This window comes from Vibrio ouci (assembly GCF_004551525.1).
Classification (GTDB): Bacteria; Pseudomonadota; Gammaproteobacteria; order Enterobacterales; family Vibrionaceae; genus Vibrio; species Vibrio ouci.
Window position 1 is genome coordinate 68,152 of the sequence record NZ_SATR01000020.1, and the last position, 20,825, is coordinate 88,976.

At 45.3% G+C, this 20,825-nt stretch carries 18 protein-coding genes; 6 read left to right on the forward strand and 12 right to left on the reverse strand.

Annotated elements, in window-relative coordinates; translation table 11 throughout:
* Positions 1-447 (reverse strand): ribosomal protein S18-alanine N-acetyltransferase, encoded by a 447-nt coding sequence (rimI, locus tag ELS82_RS13930; protein WP_134836005.1) that lies wholly within the window; start codon positions 445-447, stop codon positions 1-3.
* Complete coding sequence (locus ELS82_RS13935; RefSeq protein WP_134836006.1) at positions 444-845, reverse strand: DNA polymerase III subunit psi; 402 nt, start codon at positions 843-845, stop codon at positions 444-446. The genes rimI and ELS82_RS13935 overlap by 4 nt, the downstream gene beginning before the upstream one ends.
* A 55-nt stretch (positions 846-900) precedes the next feature.
* Between ELS82_RS13935 and ELS82_RS13940 the strand changes: the two genes are divergently transcribed.
* Positions 901-1,344, forward strand: a complete 444-nt coding sequence (locus tag ELS82_RS13940) for a DUF2541 family protein (RefSeq protein WP_134836007.1) — start codon at positions 901-903, stop codon at positions 1,342-1,344.
* 61 nt (positions 1,345-1,405) lie between these two features.
* Here the strand turns inward: ELS82_RS13940 and glmM are convergent, their stop codons facing one another.
* The 4 genes from glmM to rlmE form a co-directional block, all read right to left on the reverse strand.
* The gene (gene glmM / locus ELS82_RS13945; protein WP_134836008.1) at positions 1,406-2,746 is read right to left on the reverse strand and encodes a phosphoglucosamine mutase; all 1,341 of its coding nucleotides are present in this window, start codon (positions 2,744-2,746) and stop codon (positions 1,406-1,408) included.
* 26 nt (positions 2,747-2,772) lie between these two features.
* The gene (folP, locus tag ELS82_RS13950; RefSeq protein ID WP_134836009.1) at positions 2,773-3,603 is read right to left on the reverse strand and encodes a dihydropteroate synthase; all 831 of its coding nucleotides are present in this window, start codon (positions 3,601-3,603) and stop codon (positions 2,773-2,775) included.
* Between the two features lie 51 nt (positions 3,604-3,654).
* Entirely contained in the window at positions 3,655-5,619 is a 1,965-nt protein-coding gene (gene ftsH, locus ELS82_RS13955) for an ATP-dependent zinc metalloprotease FtsH (RefSeq protein WP_134836010.1), read from the reverse strand.
* Positions 5,620-5,727: 108 nt separating this feature from the next.
* The gene (rlmE, locus tag ELS82_RS13960; RefSeq protein ID WP_134836011.1) at positions 5,728-6,357 is read right to left on the reverse strand and encodes a 23S rRNA (uridine(2552)-2'-O)-methyltransferase RlmE; all 630 of its coding nucleotides are present in this window, start codon (positions 6,355-6,357) and stop codon (positions 5,728-5,730) included.
* A 113-nt stretch (positions 6,358-6,470) separates the two neighbouring features.
* On the opposite strand from rlmE, the gene yhbY reads away from it, so the two are divergent.
* The gene (yhbY, locus tag ELS82_RS13965; protein ID WP_134836012.1) at positions 6,471-6,767 is read left to right on the forward strand and encodes a ribosome assembly RNA-binding protein YhbY; all 297 of its coding nucleotides are present in this window, start codon (positions 6,471-6,473) and stop codon (positions 6,765-6,767) included.
* Positions 6,768-6,841: 74 nt separating this feature from the next.
* Here the strand turns inward: yhbY and greA are convergent, their stop codons facing one another.
* Positions 6,842-7,315, reverse strand: a complete 474-nt coding sequence (gene greA / locus ELS82_RS13970; RefSeq protein WP_134836013.1) for a transcription elongation factor GreA — start codon at positions 7,313-7,315, stop codon at positions 6,842-6,844.
* A gap of 534 nt (positions 7,316-7,849) precedes the next feature.
* On the opposite strand from greA, the gene ELS82_RS13975 reads away from it, so the two are divergent.
* Positions 7,850-8,881 (forward strand): porin, encoded by a 1,032-nt coding sequence (locus tag ELS82_RS13975; RefSeq protein WP_134836014.1) that lies wholly within the window; start codon positions 7,850-7,852, stop codon positions 8,879-8,881.
* 101 nt (positions 8,882-8,982) lie between these two features.
* Positions 8,983-10,419: a serine-type D-Ala-D-Ala carboxypeptidase gene (dacB, locus tag ELS82_RS13980; protein WP_134836015.1), complete on the forward strand. Its 1,437-nt coding sequence runs from the start codon at positions 8,983-8,985 to the stop codon at positions 10,417-10,419.
* Here dacB and ELS82_RS13985 read toward each other — a convergent pair.
* Positions 10,398-11,243: a magnesium transporter gene (locus ELS82_RS13985; RefSeq protein ID WP_134836016.1), complete on the reverse strand. Its 846-nt coding sequence runs from the start codon at positions 11,241-11,243 to the stop codon at positions 10,398-10,400. The two genes, dacB and ELS82_RS13985, sit on opposite strands and share 22 nt — an antisense overlap.
* A 458-nt stretch (positions 11,244-11,701) precedes the next feature.
* Positions 11,702-12,889 carry a tyrosine--tRNA ligase gene (gene tyrS / locus ELS82_RS13990; protein WP_134836017.1) on the reverse strand — a complete coding sequence of 396 codons (1,188 nt, stop codon included), beginning with the start codon at positions 12,887-12,889 and terminating at the stop codon, positions 11,702-11,704.
* A gap of 129 nt (positions 12,890-13,018) precedes the next feature.
* Between tyrS and shyC the strand changes: the two genes are divergently transcribed.
* Entirely contained in the window at positions 13,019-14,305 is a 1,287-nt protein-coding gene (shyC, locus tag ELS82_RS13995; RefSeq protein WP_134836018.1) for a peptidoglycan DD-endopeptidase ShyC, read from the forward strand.
* Between the two features lie 59 nt (positions 14,306-14,364).
* On the opposite strand, the gene ELS82_RS14000 is transcribed toward shyC, so the two are convergent.
* The 3 genes from ELS82_RS14000 to erpA form a co-directional block, all read right to left on the reverse strand.
* On the reverse strand, positions 14,365-17,481 hold the full coding sequence (locus ELS82_RS14000; RefSeq protein WP_134836019.1) for an efflux RND transporter permease subunit: 3,117 nt from the start codon (positions 17,479-17,481) through the stop codon (positions 14,365-14,367).
* Between the two features lie 11 nt (positions 17,482-17,492).
* Entirely contained in the window at positions 17,493-18,575 is a 1,083-nt protein-coding gene (locus ELS82_RS14005) for an efflux RND transporter periplasmic adaptor subunit (RefSeq protein ID WP_134836020.1), read from the reverse strand.
* A gap of 251 nt (positions 18,576-18,826) precedes the next feature.
* The gene (erpA, locus tag ELS82_RS14010; RefSeq protein WP_004410128.1) at positions 18,827-19,168 is read right to left on the reverse strand and encodes an iron-sulfur cluster insertion protein ErpA; all 342 of its coding nucleotides are present in this window, start codon (positions 19,166-19,168) and stop codon (positions 18,827-18,829) included.
* 252 nt (positions 19,169-19,420) lie between these two features.
* Between erpA and hemL the strand changes: the two genes are divergently transcribed.
* Complete coding sequence (gene hemL / locus ELS82_RS14015) at positions 19,421-20,713, forward strand: glutamate-1-semialdehyde 2,1-aminomutase (RefSeq protein WP_053441173.1); 1,293 nt, start codon at positions 19,421-19,423, stop codon at positions 20,711-20,713.
* The last annotated feature ends 112 nt before the right edge of the window (positions 20,714-20,825 follow it).

Consider the following 20,825-nt stretch of genomic DNA (forward strand, 5'->3'; position numbering starts at 1 on the left):
CTAGAAAAAGATATAGCTCATGATAATCGCATCTTCTTTGCCCTTAATCGTAGGGTAATAGTTGATACGTCGATCGACTTCATTAAAGCCTACCGCCTCATACAAGGCTGTCGCGCGAATATTACTTTCTCTTACCTCGAGCCACGCACTGTCTGCTTTCGCCTGCTCACACATGGTTAGAAAGCTCTCAATCAACTGCTTACCATAGCCTTTGCCCTGCTCATTCGGATCAACAGCGATATTAAGTAAAGTGACTTCACCAACAATATTCTGCGCGTAAAAGTAACCCACCACCTTATCATCTTGCACTAAGACATGATGACTAGCGCCGCGACTATTGATGTCTCGAATCAGATTTTCTGACCAAGGATGACTATGCGCTGCGCGCTCGATACGTAACACACTGTCTAAGTGAGCATTATCTAAGGGAAGGATTGAGTTTTTCATTTTTGGTATGAACAAATTTGTTGCCAAAGAGCACGACGTTGCTCGTTGTTTCCATCAATATCGCTGAGCAAAGGAGACGTTAGCATCTGTCCTGAGACTTGCGATGGCGCTTCACAGCCAGCGAACCATATCCATCTAGTAAAAGGCTGAGCCAGCTGAGAGAGCTGCTCTGGGTAAATATGTAACGCCTGTGATAAGTCCAATTTGATACTTTTCAACACCCGTTCAAACATTAAAGCTGTCTCTTTTTTCGGATATTGGGGAGATACCAGCAAAAGTTTACAAGACTCTTGCAATACTATATTTGGCGATTGATAGCCTTGCAGCCTTTCTGGGTGGTTCAGTTGGTAATACTGAATTCCCATTTCTTGTAAATACTGTATCTCGTGGTGTGGCATAAGGCATCGTCACTAAATTAAACGAGGCAATCCTAACATAAAACGCAGAGGTAACATGAAACAAATCATCACAATTTTACTGTCATCACTGGTTCTATTTTTTGCTCCGCACAGTTTCGCCAAAGAGGCCGATGGCTGGGTATTAATCAGCGACAAGGTGGTTAACTATAAAGCTGAAACCGATACTGTTGAGCCTTTGGCCTATATCAGTGAACGAAACTTCAGCAAGTTAAAAATCAAAGTCGTTCAAGGCACAGTAAACCTTAAAGAGCTGGTTGTCACCATGTCAGATGGCAGCACTAAAGAGCTAAAAACAATGGGCACCTTGACTAAAGGTATGTCGACTCGAGCATGGACTTTACCAGGTGATGAAAATGCCAAGTTTAAAAAGCTCGATATGACTTATGATAGCTGGGGCAGCAACACACTCAGCGCAGTCGGCTTAAGCAAAAAAGCTAAAATTGAAGTATGGGGCAAAAAGCGCACTGAAGAAGAATAACGATTTGCCAATAAAAAAAGCCACCTCGTCAGGTGGCTTCTTTCAATATTAGCGCTTATTGTTAAAAGCTTGCTTTTACTGCATCAGCAATCTTGAGTGCTGAAGCTTGAACAAGTTCACCATCTTGTCCTTCCACCATGACGCGAATCAACGGCTCTGTACCTGATTTACGCAACAGCACTCGACCTTTATCGCCAAGCTCAGCTTCAACTTCTGCCGTCGCTTGTTTTACGGCTTCCGCTTCAAGTGGGTTTGAGTCGCCTTCAAAACGAACGTTTTCTAGCACCTGCGGGTAGAGTGTCATGCCTTGTGATAGGTCATGGAGAGACATATCACTGCCGACAACAGAAGCAAGTACTTGTAGCGCCGCCACAATCGCGTCACCTGTAGTGACTTTGTCTAGTAGAATGACGTGACCCGAGTTCTCTGCACCGATCTTCCAACCTTTCGCCAGCAGTTGCTCCATCACATAACGGTCACCAACAGCGGCACGAACAAATGGAATACCCAACTGCTTAAGGCCGTTTTCCATACCTAGGTTGGTCATCAGTGTACCAACAACACCGCCTTTTAACTCACCGCGACGTAACGCATCACGAGCGATAATATAAGCAATTTGGTCACCATCGATCTTATTACCTAAGTGATCAACCATGATGATTCGGTCGCCATCGCCATCAAAAGCAAGACCAAGAGCAGCACCTTCTTCAACGACACGTTTTTGTAGTGCACGAACATCGGTCGCACCAACTTCATGGTTGATGTTAGTCCCATTAGGCTCAATACCCATGGCAACCACTTCTGCGCCTAGTTCGCTAAATACCGCAGGAGCGATATGGTAAGTCGCGCCATGTGCACAATCGACTACGATTTTTTGACCCGCTAGGCTTAACTCTGTCTGGAAAGTACTCTTACAGAATTCAATGTAACGTCCTGCAGCATCGTTAAGTCGAGTCGCTTTACCAAGCAGTGACGACTCTACGCATTCAATGTCTTTATCGAGTTCCGCTTCAATCGCTAATTCAATGTCATCCGGTAGTTTAGTGCCTTCAGATGAGAAGAATTTGATGCCATTATCGTAGTAAGGGTTGTGTGATGCAGAGATAACAATGCCAGCTTCAGCACGGAAGGTTTGAGTTAGATAAGCAACAGCAGGCGTTGGCATTGGGCCAGTAAAGGTTGCTTTCAAACCTGCAGCCGCAAGTCCCGCTTCTAACGCTGACTCCAGCATATACCCTGAAATACGGGTATCTTTACCAATGATCACTTTCTTAGTGCCCTGCTTAGCCAGTACGCGGCCTGCTGCCCAACCTAGCTTCAAGACAAAATCAGGAGTAATAGGATATTGACCTACTTTGCCACGGACACCATCGGTACCAAAATAACGTCTCTTGTCTGACATAGTTATTCCTTTATATTTTTTAATTTTCAATGGTTTTCTTTGACCATTGAGACAATTTTCATAGCATCAAGCGTTTGTTCAAAATCATGAACACGAATAATTTGTGCGCCCTTCATCGCGGCAATCGTTGCACAGCTGACACTGGCAGCGACACACTCTGCAGGGGCTTTATCAAGTAACTTAAACAACATCGATTTACGCGACATACCCGCAAGAATTGGTAGGCCAAACTGATGGAACTCTTCAAGGCGAGCAAGCATATGATAGTTATGTTCCAGCGTTTTGCCAAAACCAAAACCGGGATCGAGAATCAACTGTTCACGTTGAATACCAACTTTCTCGCAAGCCTCGATGCGTTCTTGCAAAAACTCCCCGACTTCTTTGACTAAGTCTTCATAGTGCGGGTTCGCTTGCATGGTGCGTGGTTGGCCTTGCATATGCATTAAGCAAATCGGTAGACCCGCTTGCGCTGCCACCTCTAATGCACCCGGTTCTTGCAATGCACGAACGTCATTAATGATATCAGCTCCAGCCTCGATAGCTTGGCGCATCACCTCTGCTTTGCTGGTATCAATCGAAATCCATACATCACTATGCTGGCGAATAGCCGTGATGACAGGAATCACACGTTGCAGCTCTTCTTCTAACGCAACATCCGGAGCTCCAGGACGCGTCGATTCGCCACCGATATCGATAATAGTCACACCGGCTTCAATCATACGTTTGGCCTGGGTAAGCGCATTATCTTGTGTGTCGAACTTGCCGCCATCAGAAAATGAATCAGGAGTAACGTTAAGAATCCCCATCACTTGGGGCTTGGATAAATCGAGAGATTTATTATTGGCTTTCAAGATCATAATAAATGCAAAAACCCCGAGTTTCCCCGGGGTTTGGTCTTAAGCAGTGAATTACTCAGAGTCTTTTTTCTCTGGCGCTTCAGTCGTTGTTTCCTCAGAAGTTACTTTTTCTTCTGCTGGTTTATCAGCTGCCTGCTCTGCAGGTGCTTCTTCAGCTTTCACTTCTGGCTTTTCTTCAGGTTTGTTGGCGTTATCGCCCCAACCCGCTGGTTCACGAATATCGTCTTTACGAGCCATTAGGTCATCAATTTGACCAGCATCGATCGTTTCGTACTTCATCAACGCATCTTTCATTGCGTGCATGATATCCATGTTCTCTTCAAGAATCTGTCGAGCACGAGAGTAATTGCGGTCGATGATTTGACGAATCTCTGTATCGATTAGCTTCGCTGTGTCATCAGACATATGTTTAGTCTGTGTCACGCTGCGACCTAGGAATACTTCACCTTCTTCTTCTGCGTAAAGAAGAGGACCAAGCTTTTCAGAGAAGCCCCATTGAGTCACCATCTTACGCGCAATATCAGTCGCACGTTCGATATCGTTTGAAGCGCCCGTTGATACTTTGTCTGCACCGTAGATTAGCTCTTCAGCAAGACGACCACCATATAAACTTGAAACCATAGACTCAAGGTGTTGACGAGACATACTTACGCGATCTTGTTCTGGCAGGTACATAGTCACACCTAGCGCTCGGCCACGTGGAATGATCGATACCTTGTACACTGGATCATGTTCGGGTACTAGACGACCAACAATTGCGTGACCTGCTTCGTGGTACGCTGTTGATTCTTTAGTCTCTTCAGACATCACCATAGAACGGCGCTCTGCCCCCATCATGATCTTGTCTTTCGCCAGTTCAAACTCAACCATAGAAACGTTGCGCTTATTGCCGCGAGCCGCGAATAATGCTGCTTCGTTAACTAGGTTAGCTAGGTCTGCACCAGAGAAACCTGGAGTACCACGTGCGATTAGAGATGGCTCTACGTCGCCTGCTAGAGGCACTTTACGCATGTGTACTTTAAGAATCTGCTCACGACCACGTACGTCTGGTAGACCAACCACAACTTGGCGGTCAAAACGGCCCGGACGCAATAGCGCAGGGTCAAGTACGTCAGGACGGTTAGTCGCGGCGATAACGATAATACCTTCGTTACCTTCGAAACCATCCATTTCAACGAGCATTTGGTTTAGTGTTTGTTCACGTTCATCGTGACCACCACCAACACCAGCACCACGCTGACGACCTACCGCATCGATTTCATCGATGAAGATAATACAAGGTGCCGCTTTCTTCGCCTGTTCGAACATGTCACGTACACGAGATGCACCAACACCAACAAACATTTCAACGAAATCAGAACCAGAAATAGTAAAGAACGGTACTTTCGCTTCACCTGCAATTGCTTTTGCAAGTAGCGTCTTACCTGTACCAGGAGGACCAACCATCAGCACACCCGTTGGAATCTTACCGCCCAGTTTCTGGAAACGGCTTGGATCACGTAGGTAGTCCACTAGCTCTTTTACATCTTCTTTCGCTTCATCACAGCCTGCAACATCAGCAAAAGTGGTCTTAATTTGTTCTTCACTCATCATTCGAGCTTTGCTCTTACCGAAAGACATAGCGCCTTTACCGCCGCCGCCTTGCATTTGACGCATGAAGAAAATCCATACACCAATCAGTAAGATCATAGGGAACCAAGAAATAAAGATAGTACCTAGTAGGCTTTGCTCTTCTGGAGGTGTGCCCTGTACTGTCACATTCTTGTTAATTAGGTCATCAAGGAGCTTTTGGTCGTAGACTGGCATGTAAGTAACATAACGCGCGCCGCCGCCATGACGAGTGAAACTAATCTCACCGTCTTTAAAAGTTGCTTCCTTAATCTGGCCTAGGCCAACTTCCTGTACAAACGTGGTGTAATCCACCGCTCTGCCATTGCTCTCTCCAGGGCCAAAGCTCTGGAAAACCGACATCAATACGACAGCGATAACAAGCCACAGAATTAAATTTTTTGCCATGTCACTCAAGGTGTCAGCCTCTCGATAACTAATTGTAATTAAAGGTAGGGTACTACAGTTTATAACCTGTAGCTATAGTGTTAACTCGGCCATTAGAGGCCAAAATAGTTAACCTTTGTAACCAGTGGCTACAACAAAGACTTCTCGAGAGCGAGCTCGCGATGAGTCGGGTTTTCGGATTTTCACAGCTTTAAACATGTCACGAGCTTCTTTCACAAATTGATCGAAGCCTTCACCCTGGAAAACCTTTACAACAAAGCTACCATTAGGTGCTAGAACTTGTCGACACATATCTAAAGCCAATTCAACTAAATACATAGCGCGCGGCTGATCCACAGAGTTATTGCCTGCAATGTTTGGTGCCATATCCGACATTACAACGTCCACCATTGAAGGTTGGATACGCTCAAGTAATGCTTCAAGTACCGCTTCATCATGGAAGTCACCTTGTAAAAAGCTTACGCCAGCGATTGGGTCCATTGGAAGTAGGTCACATGCAATGATCTGTCCTTCTTCACCTATTATCTTAGCAGCATATTGAGACCAACCGCCCGGAGCCGCACCAAGATCGACAACGGTCATACCTGGTTTTAGCAGTTTATCCTTGGTTTGGATCTCTTCAATCTTGAAGTAAGCACGTGAACGATAGCCCTTTTTTCGTGCTTCGTTGGCGTACTTATCATCAAAATGCTCTTTCAACCAGCGACCAGAACTGGCCGAGTGTTTCTGTTTACTCATTGGTATCCTAATAGATAGAGGGAACAACTAACCCAATAAATTATAGTCTTCAGGGTTAGATGGCGTTAAAATGGTATTTTTCAACCCTTATATTAAAGAAAATTGGCCGCGTAATGAACCTAAGCACTAAACAAAAGCAGCATCTAAAAGGCCTAGCGCACAGTCTAAAACCTGTTGTGCTTATGGGCGCTAACGGACTAACTGAAGCTGTTCTAGCGGAAATCGAAATTGCTCTTAACCACCACGAGCTGATCAAAGTGAAAGTTGCGTCAGAAGACCGCGATACTAAAAACTTGATCATTGAAGCTATCGTGCGTGAAACTGGCGCAGAAAAAGTACAAGTAATCGGTAAAACTCTTGTGCTATTCCGCCAAGGCGAAGAGCGTAAAATCGAATTGCCACGTAAGTAATCTTACGTCAATCGGCAATAAAAAAGGTCGCTAATGCGACCTTTTTTGATATTTGTGCAATAGGTATTGCTAGCTTAGAGATACTCTACGCTGTCGATTTCAAAATCACGATCACCGCCCGGTGTAGAAATGACTACTTCGTCACCTTCCATCTTACCGATTAGACCACGTGCGATTGGCGAGCTTACCGAAATACGACCAGCTTTAATGTCCGCTTCGTCATCACCAACGATCTGGTAAGTTTTCTCTTCTTCAGTATCGCAGTCAATTAGAGTCACTGTTGAACCAAAGATAACTTTACCTGAGTTGTCCATCTTAGTTACGTCAATCACTTGAGCCACAGACAGCTTGTATTCGATATCACGAATCTGCGCTTCACAGATACCCTGCTCTTCACGAGCAGCGTGGTATTCAGCGTTCTCTTTTAGATCGCCAAGTTCACGAGCTTCTGCAATTGCTTCAGAAATCTGTGGACGAAGCTTTAATAAACGGTCTAATTCTACACGTAGCTGCTGTTCGCCACGTAGTGTCATTGGGACTTTTTCCATTATGTACCTCTTTGCCAAAGCAATCTTTGGACAAAACAAAACTACCTAATCCGATGGACTAGGTAGTGTGTTAACTAACAATTTCTTCTAGTGTAAACAAACTTGGCAACTAAATCACCTTAAATCAACCCCGGCCCAAAAAGTGAGATCGGTGCCAAATTAACCAGCACTGTAAAAAACTTCAAAAAACTCTAACTCAAGCATCATTGAATAAAAAAAACTAAAACTATTTCTAAGTAAAATCCAATTAGAAAATAGGTATAATCATTTAAATACAATAACTTGAGATTTTTTTACCACAAATAAAACACTGTTCATAATCGCCTTTTATATCGTTTTACTACCCCACAGCGGAACTTTAACGGTAAAACATTGCTCAGCGATTGCTCATGCGTGTTTTTGGATGCTTCGTAATTTTGACATAAGTCTCACATATGAACATTGATTCACGAGAGTAATAAGTAGAGGATAACCACACGTGAGTTATCACTCGCAAAAACAACTATTTATGGACAGTAAATTAGGACTAATAAGATGAACAAAACTCTGATTGCTCTAGCAGTTTCAGCTGCAGCAGTGGCGACAGGCGCAGTAGCGGCTGACGGTAAACAAGCTGGCGGTATCGAAGGTACTTCAGTATACAGCTCAAACGGCAACTCTCTAGAGATCGGTGGTCGTGCTGAAGCTCGTCTATCTCTTAAAGATGGCAAAGCACAAGACAACACTCGAGTACGTCTAAACTTCCTAGGTAAGACTCAGATCACTGACGGCCTATACGGTGTTGGTTTCTACGAAGCTGAATACAACGCAAACGATAATTCTCTAACTAGCCAGAATGACATCGACCACCGTTACACTTACGCTGGTATCGGCGGTGACTTCGGTGAAGTAACTTACGGTAAAAACGACGGTGCGCTAGGCGTTATCACTGACTTTACCGATATCATGTCTTACCACGGTAACTCTGCTGCAGATAAAATTTCTGTTGCTGACCGTACAGACAACATGATTTCTTACAAAGGCCAATTTGCTGACCTAGGTCTAAAAGCAAGCTACCGCTTTGCTGACCGCGAAGACAACGTAGTTACTGGCGGTTACACTGATAACAAGCAAGATGGTTACTCTCTATCTGCAATCTACGCTCTAGGTGACACAGGTCTTAAACTTGGTGGTGGTTACGCTGACCAAGACGAGCAAAACGAATACATGCTTGCAGCATCTTACCGCATCAGCGACCTATACTTCGCAGGTGTATTCACAGATGGTGAAAAAGCGAAAGACAACGGCGACTACACTGGTTACGAATTCGCAACAGCGTACACGCTAAAGAAGACAGTATTCACAGCAACGTACAACAACGCTGAAACTGATGGCGAAACATCAGCAGACAACGTTGCAATCGATGCGACTTACTACTTCAAGCCTAACTTCCGTACTTACATCTCGTACAACTTCAACCTAATCAGTGCAGGCGATGCAATTGGTGAGATTGGTGCAGGTAACGGTACTGCTACTAAAGCACAAGCTGAAGACGAACTAGCAATCGGTCTACGTTACGACTTCTAATTTATGGCTTAATGTCATGAATCTAAGACGCCCGCTCTATAGCGGGCGTTTTTTTTACTCGTTATACTGAAATTTCTCGACTCAATAGTGGCTCTTTAACTATGCGACACTCCATACAACAACTCTCTCTCGCTTTGTTAGCGCTTTGTCTCCCTATGTTAGCCGTGGCGTCTTCGTACTCTCCACTCAACGAATTGCCTCAAGGCAGTCGCGCAGCGCTTAAAGTACAAGGGCTGTCGAACAATCAAAGCTATGTCGCCACCGACAATCAGAGCCAGCTTTTTCCACCAGCAAGTACCCTAAAAATCGTCACGGCTCTAGCAGCAAAACTAGAGCTTGGAGATGACTTCTATTATCAAACCAGTATCGATAAATCGGGCAAAGACGTCATTGTTCGCTTTAGTGGCGATCCAACCTTAACCACACAAGATCTCAAGCAGCTCCTCAGCACGATGCGAGATAGTGGCGTAAAAACAATTCAAGGGGATTTGTGGTTAGACAATAGCGCGTTTACTGGCTATGACCGTGCAGTCGGTTGGCCGTGGGATATTCTTGGCGTCTGCTATAGCGCGCCTGCCAGTGCTATTACTCTTGATGACAACTGTGTACAAGCTTCAATTTATACCCAAGATGATGGTAAAACCCGTGTTTACGTACCGGAACATCAACCAATCTACGTAACGACACAGGCAGCTACTGTCTCCAAGAGCGAACAAGAGAGCCTGCAGTGCGATTTAGAACTCCTCACATCTCCAGACAATCATTACCAATTGCAAGGGTGCTTGCAGCAACGTAGTAAGCCATTACCACTTAAGTTTGCAGTACAAGACCCTTCGCTGTATACCCAGCGCGTCGTTCATACACTGCTTTCTCAACTGAATATTGAGCTCAAGGGCAGTATTAAAGTCGGTTCAGCCAATCAACAGGGCAAACAGTTAGCGACTCATAACTCAAAAACGCTACCCGAGCTATTAGAAGTGATGCTACGCAAATCCGATAACTTGATTGCTGATAACCTAACTAAAACCATTGGCGCTAAGTTCTATATCCAACCAGGCAGCTTTGGTAATGGTACTCAAGCGATCAAGCAGATCTTATTTGCTAACACAGGGATTGATATCGAGCATACGCCATTGGCAGACGGCTCTGGCTTATCGCGCAATAACCGTTTTACCAGCCAAAATATGGCCGCAGTTTTACGCTATATCTGGCAACATGACGATGAATTAGACCTGATCGCTTTGATGCCAACTTCCGGCACAAATGGCACATTAAAATACCGTCGCAGCATGCGTAAAGCACCAGTGAAAGGTGAGATCACCGCAAAAAGTGGTTCGCTATATGGCAGCTCAAATATGGCAGGATTTGGGTTAGACAAATCTGGCAAGCCAAGTACACTGTTTGTTCAGTTTGTCGCTGACTATCACCCTCCTAAAGTAAAGAGCGACAGTAAACCTACCGTCGCTCCAATTACTCAGTTTGAAACTCTGTTCTATCAAGATGTAGTGAACTTCAGTCAGGCAATCCCTAAGAAATAGTTCACTACCGAGAAATAGATCCACATACCTGAGATATCAACAATTGACGCTAACACTGGACTCACGAGAACCGCTGGGTCCAGTCTAAACGCTCTGGCTAAGATCGGCAGCAAGCCACCTAGCGTTGTGGACATAGTCACTTGGATAAACAGCGCTACCGCAATCGCTAATGCAATAAGGTTAAGGTCAAAACCACCTGTAGCGCTAGCGTCACTGAATAATAAAATGCGGCCAACAATCACCAGCGATATAGCTAACGCAAGACATAAAGCCACTCGGCTCTCTTTCCAAAATACCGCTAGCCATTGGCGTTTACGTAACTCCCCTGTTGCCAGAGCACGAATAACTAACGTCGCCGCCTGAGTCCCGGTATTCCCCCCTGCTGCGGCAATAACTGGCATGTAAATCGCCAAAAGCACAAGTTGGCTTAAGGTATCTTCATACTGGGAAATAATAAGCCCAGAGACTATCCCTAATAGCGCTAAAGCGATGATCCAGCCAATACGCTGCTTAACATGCTCTACTACCGTAGTATCAAGATAGCTGCTTGGTGTCTCAACTTCAGAATGAATAAAACCAAGCTGGTGAGCGTAATGCCTTGCTAGCTTGTCATGTCCTTCCACTTCTAACGCTGAAATCAACTGTTGTACATAGCCGATAGAACAGTGGTGAAGTATGGCTACCGCTTCTTCAACAGGCATTACCGTTAATAGGTGGACTTGTTGAGTTTGCTCATAACGCAGAAATGCATTGCGAGCTGCCCCGATCTCTTCATTGGAAAAGTGAGGTGTATTTTCAATGTAAGTATTGCTCATTACCGTCATGGCGAATCTCCCGATTGGCAATAGGTAACGACCATCAAACACCAGCTAACCGACAAATATAGCGGTGTGGCCGAAGTTAGCTCACGACTAACCACGATCACTAAACGGTTCAGTGAAGCTAGCTGAGTATTTAAGTACTAGTTTTCATGGAGAAAAATGAGAGGAATCAGAGAAAAGCGGACTGCTCTACCACATAGGTAGAGGCAAATATGACAATACCGATGAGGTTTATTTTTCTCCCTTGATACTAGGAGGATGGTCGATATTGTTCATAAAAGTCTCCGAATAAACTGCTGTAATAGCAGCGCGGGCATAGTAACAAAACCCAAACAGAAAATCAGTCACTTTAGGCAAAAAAAGCACAATATTTGAGCAAGTTATAGTTCGAATGGAAAATATAAAAAAAGCGCCTAACTAGGCGCTTTTATGAACGGTCAGTTGAATGACTTTATCGTCGATTACTTGATAGTAATACGAGCAAACTTACGTTTACCAACTTGGAATACGTATGTGCCTGCTTCTGGTGCAAATTTAGAATCTGCTACCTTCTCACCTTCAATCTTCGCTGCGCCCTGCTTAACCATACGCATCGCTTCTGAAGTAGACGCACACAGACCCGCTTCTTTCAGAAGATTGCTCACAGGAAGACCTGCATCAAACTCAAACTCTGGCATTTCGTCAGGGATTTGGTTCTTAGCGAAACGGTTAACGAACTCTTGCTCTGCAGCGTCAGCATCAGCTTCAGTGTGGAAACGCGCAATGATCTCTTTTGCTAGTGCAACTTTCACATCACGTGGGTTTTTACCCGCTTCAACGCCAGCTTTAAGGTCTGCAATCTCTTCCAGAGGACGGAATGACAGCAGCTCGTAGTAGCTCCACATCAAGTCATCAGAAATCGACATGATCTTACCGAACATTTCACTCGGCGCTTCGCTCACACCAATGTAGTTGTGCGCTGACTTAGACATCTTCTTCTCGCCATCAAGACCAACAAGAAGTGGCATTGTCAGAACAACCTGAGGTTTTTGACCGTGTGCTTTTTGCAGTTCACGACCCATCAGTAGGTTGAACTTCTGGTCAGTACCACCTAGCTCAACGTCTGTTTCCATTGCTACTGAGTCATAACCTTGTAGGAGTGGATACATAAACTCATGGATAGCAATTGGCTGGCCGCCTGTGTAGCGCTTTTTAAAGTCATCACGCTCAAGCATACGAGCAACAGTCTGGTTAGCAGCAAGGCGAATCATACCTTCAGCACCAAGTTCAGATAGCCACTCAGAGTTAAATTGAATCTTAGTCTTTGCTGGATCAAGAATCTTGAACACCTGCTCTTTATACGTTTCAGCGTTACGCAGAACGTCTTCACGAGTCAGTGGTGGACGAGTCGTGTTCTTACCAGTTGGGTCACCAACCATGCCAGTGAAGTCACCAATTAGGAACGTCACATCATGACCTAGTTCTTGAAAAGCGCGCAGCTTGTTCAAAATAACTGTATGACCTAGGTGAATATCAGGAGCAGTTGGATCGGCACCCAATTTGATGCGAAGAGGACGACCCTCTTTCAATTTAGCAATCAGTTCTTCTTCTGGAATTAATTCGTCAACACCGCGCTTAATCTCGGCTAGTGCAGCTTCAATGCTCGCCATTCTTGTTCACTCCCACAGATTTGGCAAAAATTTGTTAGTTTGCCATCTTACTTGAATAGCGATGCTTTTTGAAACCAGTTAGACTAAACAGCTTAGCTTTTTTATTGAATTTTTTAGAACGGACATAAGATGTTGTCGCTTTTCGCTCGACTTCCATGGATTCACCGAGCTCTCATCGCTTTTTTTAGCGCCATTATTGTTGTCGCGCTGTTTCTTCCTGCACCGAAAGATCTTCGAGAGGAGGAAAGTAATTACCAAATCGGCAAGGCTTACCCGATCAAAATTGATCAAGGGATATTCGCAGAGCAATCCTCTGTACCTACACTAGCTGTGCTACGTTGGGAAAAACACACCATTGGCTCCGGTGATAGCATGGCTTTGCTATTTCAACGCGCAGGACTATCTTCTCGTCTGCTGTATGAGCTAACTTCAACCAACAAAGATATTGAACGTCAGTTAACACGAGTAAGACCCGGTGACTCTTTTCAGTTTGGTTTTGATGCAGACAAACAACTGATTCAAATTAAGCGTCAACTTAGCCCTTACGAAGCTTTCTTAGTGACTAAGTCTGATAATGGCTACACCTCTACCATTGATAAAAAAGACGTTCACTTTCAATACAACTATGCTGAAGCGAAAATCACTTCCAACTTCTGGAATGCGGGTATTAGTGCAGGTTTAACAGCCAATCAGATTATGGAACTGGCGGGAATTTTTGGCTGGGATATCGACTTCGCACTCGATATTCGTAATGGCGATAACTTCAGAATCCTCTACCAAGAAAAAGTGGTCGAAGGTGAAGTGGTAGGTCGAGGTAAAATCATTGCTGCGATCTTTACCAACCAAGGCGATACCTTTACAGCCATCCGTGATGATAAGAGCGGAAATTACTATGATGAAAACGGCCGTGCGATGAAGAAAGCCTTCTTACGCTCACCGCTTGATTTTCGTCGTGTAACGTCCAACTTCAATCCAACTCGCCGCCACCCAGTAACGGGTAAAGTGCGAGCACACCGCGGCACCGATTACGCAGCTCCAGTAGGTACGCCGATTTGGGCTGCTGGTGATGGTATTGTTCAGAAGTCTAGCTACAACCAGTTCAATGGTAACTACGTATTTATCAAACACAGCAATACCTACATTACCAAATACCTCCACTTAACCAAACGTACCGTGAAAACAGGCCAACGCGTTAAACAGGGACAGACGATTGGTACTCTGGGCGGAACAGGCCGCGTGACAGGCCCTCACCTGCATTATGAATTCCTCGTTAATGGGGTACATAAAAATGCCAGAACGGTTAAGTTACCTCAGTCTAAGTCTTTAACTGGTAAAACAAAAACCACCTTTATTGCCAATGCGAAGATAAGATTGGATAAGTTGGAACGATATGGCGAGCTGCTCGCCACACAATAAATACCAATAAAAAAGACCCGCCTACTAGAGCGGGTCTTGTTCTATTGGAGTTTCTTCGGCTAATCAGCCTCTATCACCCTATTGGCTTGTTCTTCTACCTTGTGCTGCTTACCCAGCATCAGCAGACACGGCGTCAGAACTAATGTCAGAACCGTAGCAAACGCCAACCCACCAGCAACCGCAGTCGCTAATTGCGACCACCACTGAGTACTTGGTGCACCAAACTCAATCTTCTGGTTAATCAAGTCGATGTTCATCTCTAGCACCATAGGTAATAGTCCTAAAATCGTCGTCACTGTCGTCAATAATACGGGGCGCAGACGCTGTACACCGGTACGTAATATCGCTTCTCGTTTATCCAGTCCACGCTTTAACAACTGATTGTAGGTATCAATCAAAACGATATTGTTGTTCACCACTATGCCCGCTAAGGCAATCACACCAATACCCGACATAATAATGCCAAACGGCTTTTGAAATACCAGCAAACCAACAAATACCCCAACGGTTGAAAACAGCACCGCACTTAGGATCAAGAATGCCTGATAGAAGCTATTAAATTGAGTGATCAATATCAGCGCCATCACGACAAGCGCGACCATAAACGCATTTTGTAAGAAGGCAGAAGAGTTCTCTTGCTCCTCGTTCTGTCCGCGGATCTTAAACTCGACCCCTGAAGGTAATTCAAGCTGGGCGACCGCTTGAGTTATCTTAGGCAACTCTAGCGCTAGGTTATAACCCTCTTTCATATCAGCCATTATGTTGATCACGCGATGGCCATCAATACGGCGGATAGTGTCTTGCTTATGTTCAGGAACAATATTGGCAAAGTTGGTGATCGGCACCAGCCCGGCAGGCGTTTTTACCCGCAGCTGATCGAATCGACCAATATCGCGCTTTTCTTCTGGGTAACGAACCAGAATATCCACTTCTTCGGTGGCATCATCTGGCAAGTAATCACCAATCTTAAGTCCATTAGTCACAAACTGAACCGTATTGCCGACCAGTGTTGCATCGGCTGCAAAACGAGAGGCGTCATCTCGGCGAATATCAATCTGCCAGTCGATACCTTCTTTGCTGGAGGTATCACTGATATTAGTAAACGCAGGGTGGTTGTCCGCCCACTGCCTAACTAACTTAGCCGCGTTATCTAACTCGCCTGGGATGCGAGCAGACATTTCGATCACTAGGTCGTGTGCTACTGGAGGACCTGCATCTGGGAACTTATACTCAATCTCTACCCCAGCATAATGATCGGTTTGCTGTTTCAGCTCTTCAATGATGGTTTTCACTTTACGTCGATACTGCCAATCAACCGGGGTAATCTGAATCTGACCGATTTCATCGTCCCCGCCAGTACGTGTATAGACACTTTCAAACTCATCATGGCCCAGCATTACCGCTTCAATATCACGCATAATCACGTCTTTCTCATCAAGAGATAAGTCACCATACGAACGAACTTTGACGGTAAAGAATGGCGGATCAACTTCAGGGAAGAATTCCGCACCCAACCCCGCTTTGGCGTAGGTAAAGCCCACCGCAATAGCGAGCAAAATAGCACTAAACAGGATTTTTAGCGGATGCTTGATAGCAATATCTAAGGTATGGAAATAGAGTTTGGTCAGCCCTGTCGCTTTAGAAAAATCGCCATCGTGTAACGCGACCATTTTCTCGCGCTGCTCTTTGGTCACATGCTGCGGTCGGCCAATCAAACTGCCCAACACAGGCACTAATAACAATGCCATGGCTAGCGAAGCACTGAGTGTGGCGATCAAGGTTAACGGTAAGTACTTCATAAACTCGCCAGTGACATCAGGCCAGAATAGTAGCGGAGCGAACGCAGCTAGTGTTGTGGCTGTTGATGCGGTAATCGGCCAAGCCATGCGCTTAGCGGCATCTCGATATGCTTCACGTCTCGGCGTACCCTCTTGCATGCGCCGATCAGCAAACTCAGTAACAACAATCGCGCCATCCACCAGCATGCCCACGGCCATGATCAATGAGAAAAGCACCACGATATTGACCGTTAAGCCGAATACAGAAAGCACCAATAAACCAGTAAGGAAAGAACCAGGAATCGAGACCCCAACCAGAAATGCGGTTCTGACACCTAAGATAGCAATGATGACAATCACCACTAATATGATCGCTGATAAGATATTGTTTTGCAGATCGTTGAGCATCACTTTGACATCTTTCGACTGATCCCAAGTGTACTTAACCAATAAGTTGTTCGGCCATTCAGGACGCTTCTGCGCTTCTTCCAATACCAGTTTAATCAAATCAACGGTTTCAATGATGTTCTCGCCAGCACGCTTTTTCACATCCATAACGATGGCTGATTTGCCATCTAATCGTGCATAACTTTCAGGATCACGGAATGCTCGCCTAACTGTTGCGACATCGCCAAAGGTAATTACCTGCTTACCATCGACTTTAACCGGCAGGTCCAACACATCTTTCAATGAGTCAAAGACCGATGGGACTTTGACCGAAAAGCGCCCATACCCCGTATCAACAAAGCCTGCGGCAACCACGCGGTTATTCAACGCGATTAGATTGTAGATATCCGCTTGATCAAGACCGTAGCTTTCCATCAACAGCGGATCGACGATAATCTCAACAATATCTTCTCGATCACCAGCAATATCGACTTCAAGGATCTGACGATAGCTTTCCAACTTGTCTCTTAACTGACGGGAAATTTGTACAATGGTTCTCTCGGGCACTGTGCCATAGAGCACTACGGATAACGCTGGCTCTTCCGAGGCTAGCGTCACTTCATTTACCGTAGGTTCATCACTGTCACTAGGCAGCTTAGGTTTGGCTAAGTCGACCGCTTCACGCACATCCGACATCGCCTTATTCAAATCGACACCAACACTGAACTCAAGCATCACCGAAGCGTGGCCTTCTGAGGCAGTCGAGGTCATCTCTTTCACCCCTTCAATCGCTCGCAGCTCTTGCTCGATAGGTCGAACTAGCAATCGCTCAGCATCGTTAGGGGAAATCCCTTGGTGTCCAACCGACACATAAATAATCGGGATGGTAATGTCCGGACTCGACTCTTTAGGAATGGTGATATAAGTGCCAATACCTGCCAACAAAATGAATATCAGCAATACCATCATGGTGCGGGTACGCGACATCGCGGCATCAATTAATGCAAACATAATTGTGCCTCCTAGTTTTGCTGCTCGATGGCAACGACTTGGTCGCCATCACGCACAAAACCTTGTCCGGTCGTGACAATCTTGACTCGTTCACCAAGACCGGTAAGCCAAACCCCATCTTGCTCGGCCTTCACCAGTTGGATAGGCACAAACTCAATACGTTCTTTAACTAAGGTTTTGACACCCAGATTGCCGGCTTCATCAAGCGCCAACATTGCAGGGGTTATCTTAATCGCCAACTGATCTTGCAGGTTTAATGTCACTTCGGCGCTGATACCAGCTGGGATTTTCTGCTCAGGATTGGCCATTTCGATTTCAATTGGGAAGGTATTGGTCGAAGAAGAGGAAACACGTGAAATGTAGCGCACCGTCCCCATAGCTTCTTGGCCATTAATAAAGCGCACTTTAGCTTGTTGATCAGCAAGTAAATCTTGAATATGGCGCTCACTGACATCCGCTTCAATAATAATTTTTTCTAGATCAATCAGAGTCGCCACCGGATCGCCAACCCCAACAAAGTCACCTTTCTCGATAAATAAATGATCCACCACGCCACCAAAAGGAGCAGTAACAGATGTGTTTCTTAATGCAATCTTGGCATTACTGACGCTTGCCTTAGCTTCGACTAATCCCGCTTGGGCATTGGTAAATGCGACTTCACCTTGCAAACCTTTGCTCTTCAGTGATTGGGCCGCTTTATACTCTTTCTCTTTTACTTTCAGCATCGCTTGAGCGCGCTGAAGTTGAATCTCGAGATCCCCTTTATCAATCAGGGCAATAACCTGACCTTGCTTAACGCTGTCCCCTTTTCTCACTTTAAGCTGAATAATCTTGCCGGCAATTTCTGCGCCTAACTTGGCTTGCTTATTCGGCGCAGTGCGGCCATAAAGATCTATCGACTTATGCGTCGATTGCGCAGTAAAGGTGGTAAAGGCTACTTTAGCCAGTGGAATCTGTTCAGTTTCCTTCTGAGGCGTCGTGTCTTCAGCATTCAACATACCTACACCAAGCCACAGCGTCAGTATTGTTACCAGAATCAGAGAGATCAAATAGGGGCGAACTGCGAAAAAACGCAGTGGAGAGAAACTAGCCATAACTGTCCTTAGTGTTGCTACTTAGTATTTAGATACGCGTCAAATGCGGTTAAAACATCATCTTTTATGTATTGCAGCTCAGAACTAAACAAGAACTATTTATCAGGATATAAATTAACCACTAAAAAATAAAATACAGTTGGACAGTAATTTAGGTCAGGTCTCAGTTTCTGGAATAATCACTATGTGGCGATAAGGAATACTAGATAAAACAAAGGCTGCGAAAGCAGCCTTAGGGAAGTTGTTAGTGATTAAACACTGAATGATGCACCGCAGCCACAGGTTGTTGTCGCATTCGGGTTGTTAACAAAGAAGCGCGCGCCTTCTAGACCTTCGGTGTAGTCGACTTGGCCACCCACTAGATATTGCAAACTCATAGGGTCAACAACTAATGTCACACCGCTGTTTACGATTGTTGTATCACCTTCATTGACGCTCTCGTCAAAAGTGAAACCGTATTGGAAACCGCTACAGCCACCACCCGTGATGTAAACACGCAGTTTTAGATTCGGATTTTCTTCTTCAGCAATCAGCGCCCCAACTCGGTTAGCGGCTGCGTCTGAAAATGTTAGTGGGATATTTACTTCGCTCACGATGACCTCTCTCAGTCGTCTATACCCAGACCGCTCTCACCATCTGGAGTTTTATATTCTAATATTAGGCTGATTATCTAATACCTGAGTGAAGCGTTCAAGTATTCACCACTTTTGAAGCTATTTTTTACGCAAAAACTGGTCTATTTGCTGCCAAAGTACTCAGAATGTGGCGCAAAGCGTTTTATTGAATTGGATTGGGCAGGTACAATGCGAGCCAAATTGGTCCGAGCAATCAAAAGAGGATATCCCATGACCAAATCAGCAGATCTATTTCAAAAAGCACAACAAACCATTCCTGGTGGCGTGAACTCTCCAGTACGTGCTTTTAATGGCGTTGGCGGCGCACCGATTTTCGTTGAGCGTGCAGATGGCCCATTGATTTTTGATGCTGATGGCAAGGCGTACATTGACTACGTTGGTTCTTGGGGTCCTATGATTCTAGGTCATAACCATGCAGTGATCCGTGAAGCGGTTATTGATGCAGCGCAGCGCGGCCTTAGCTTTGGCGCTCCTACTGAGATGGAAATCGCTATGGCTGAGCTTGTGTCAGAGCTCGTACCATCAATGGAGCAAATCCGCATGGTGAGCTCAGGTACAGAAGCAACCATGAGTGCGATTCGCCTAGCTCGTGGGTACACTGGCCGCGATAAAATCATGAAGTTCGAAGGTTGTTACCATGGCCACGCAGATAGCCTACTAGTTAAAGCTGGCTCTGGTGCTCTAACACTTGGTCAACCAAGCTCACCAGGTGTACCAGCAGACTTTGCAAAACATACCCTAACCGCAACATTTAACGATCTTGACTCAGTACGTGAGCTGTTCGCTGCAAACAAAGGTGAAATCGCTTGTATCATTGTTGAGCCAGTTGCGGGCAACATGAACTGTATCCCACCTGTAGAAGGCTTCCACGAAGGTCTGCGTCAAATCTGTGATGAAGAAGGCGCACTACTGATTTTTGATGAAGTAATGACGGGGTTCCGCGTTGCTCTTGGTGGCGCTCAAGGTTACTACAACATCAAACCAGACCTAACGACACTAGGTAAAGTGATTGGTGGCGGTATGCCAGTAGGCGCGTTTGGTGGCCGTAAGGAAGTGATGCAGTACATCGCTCCAACAGGTCCAGTTTACCAAGCAGGTACACTTTCAGGTAACCCAGTAGCAATGGCTGCGGGCTTCGCATGTCTTAACCTACTAAAAGAAGAAGGCAACGAGAAACGCCTTGCTTCTAAGACTAAGCAACTGGCAGATGGCTTTAAAGCACTGGCAGAGAGCCACGGTATCCCATTGGTGGTTAACCAAGTAGGCGGTATGTTTGGCTTCTTCTTCACTGAGCAAGAGACCATCACTCGCTACGAAGACGTTACTAAGTGCGATATCGAACGCTTTAAGCGCTTCTTCCACCTAATGCTTAAGCACGGTGTTTACCTAGCACCTTCAGCATTTGAAGCAAGCTTTACTTCACTAGCACATGGCAGTAAAGAAATTGAAGCAACGCTAGAAGCAGCAGACCGCTGTTTTGCTATCCTTGCTCAAGAAGCTTAATTAGCTCCTTACTTATAAAAAAGCTGCCTAGTGCAGCTTTTTTATTGCCAGTTAAGTACTACCAACACAACCAATGCCGCAACTAGCAGACTAAACCAAGGGAGGTTACGTC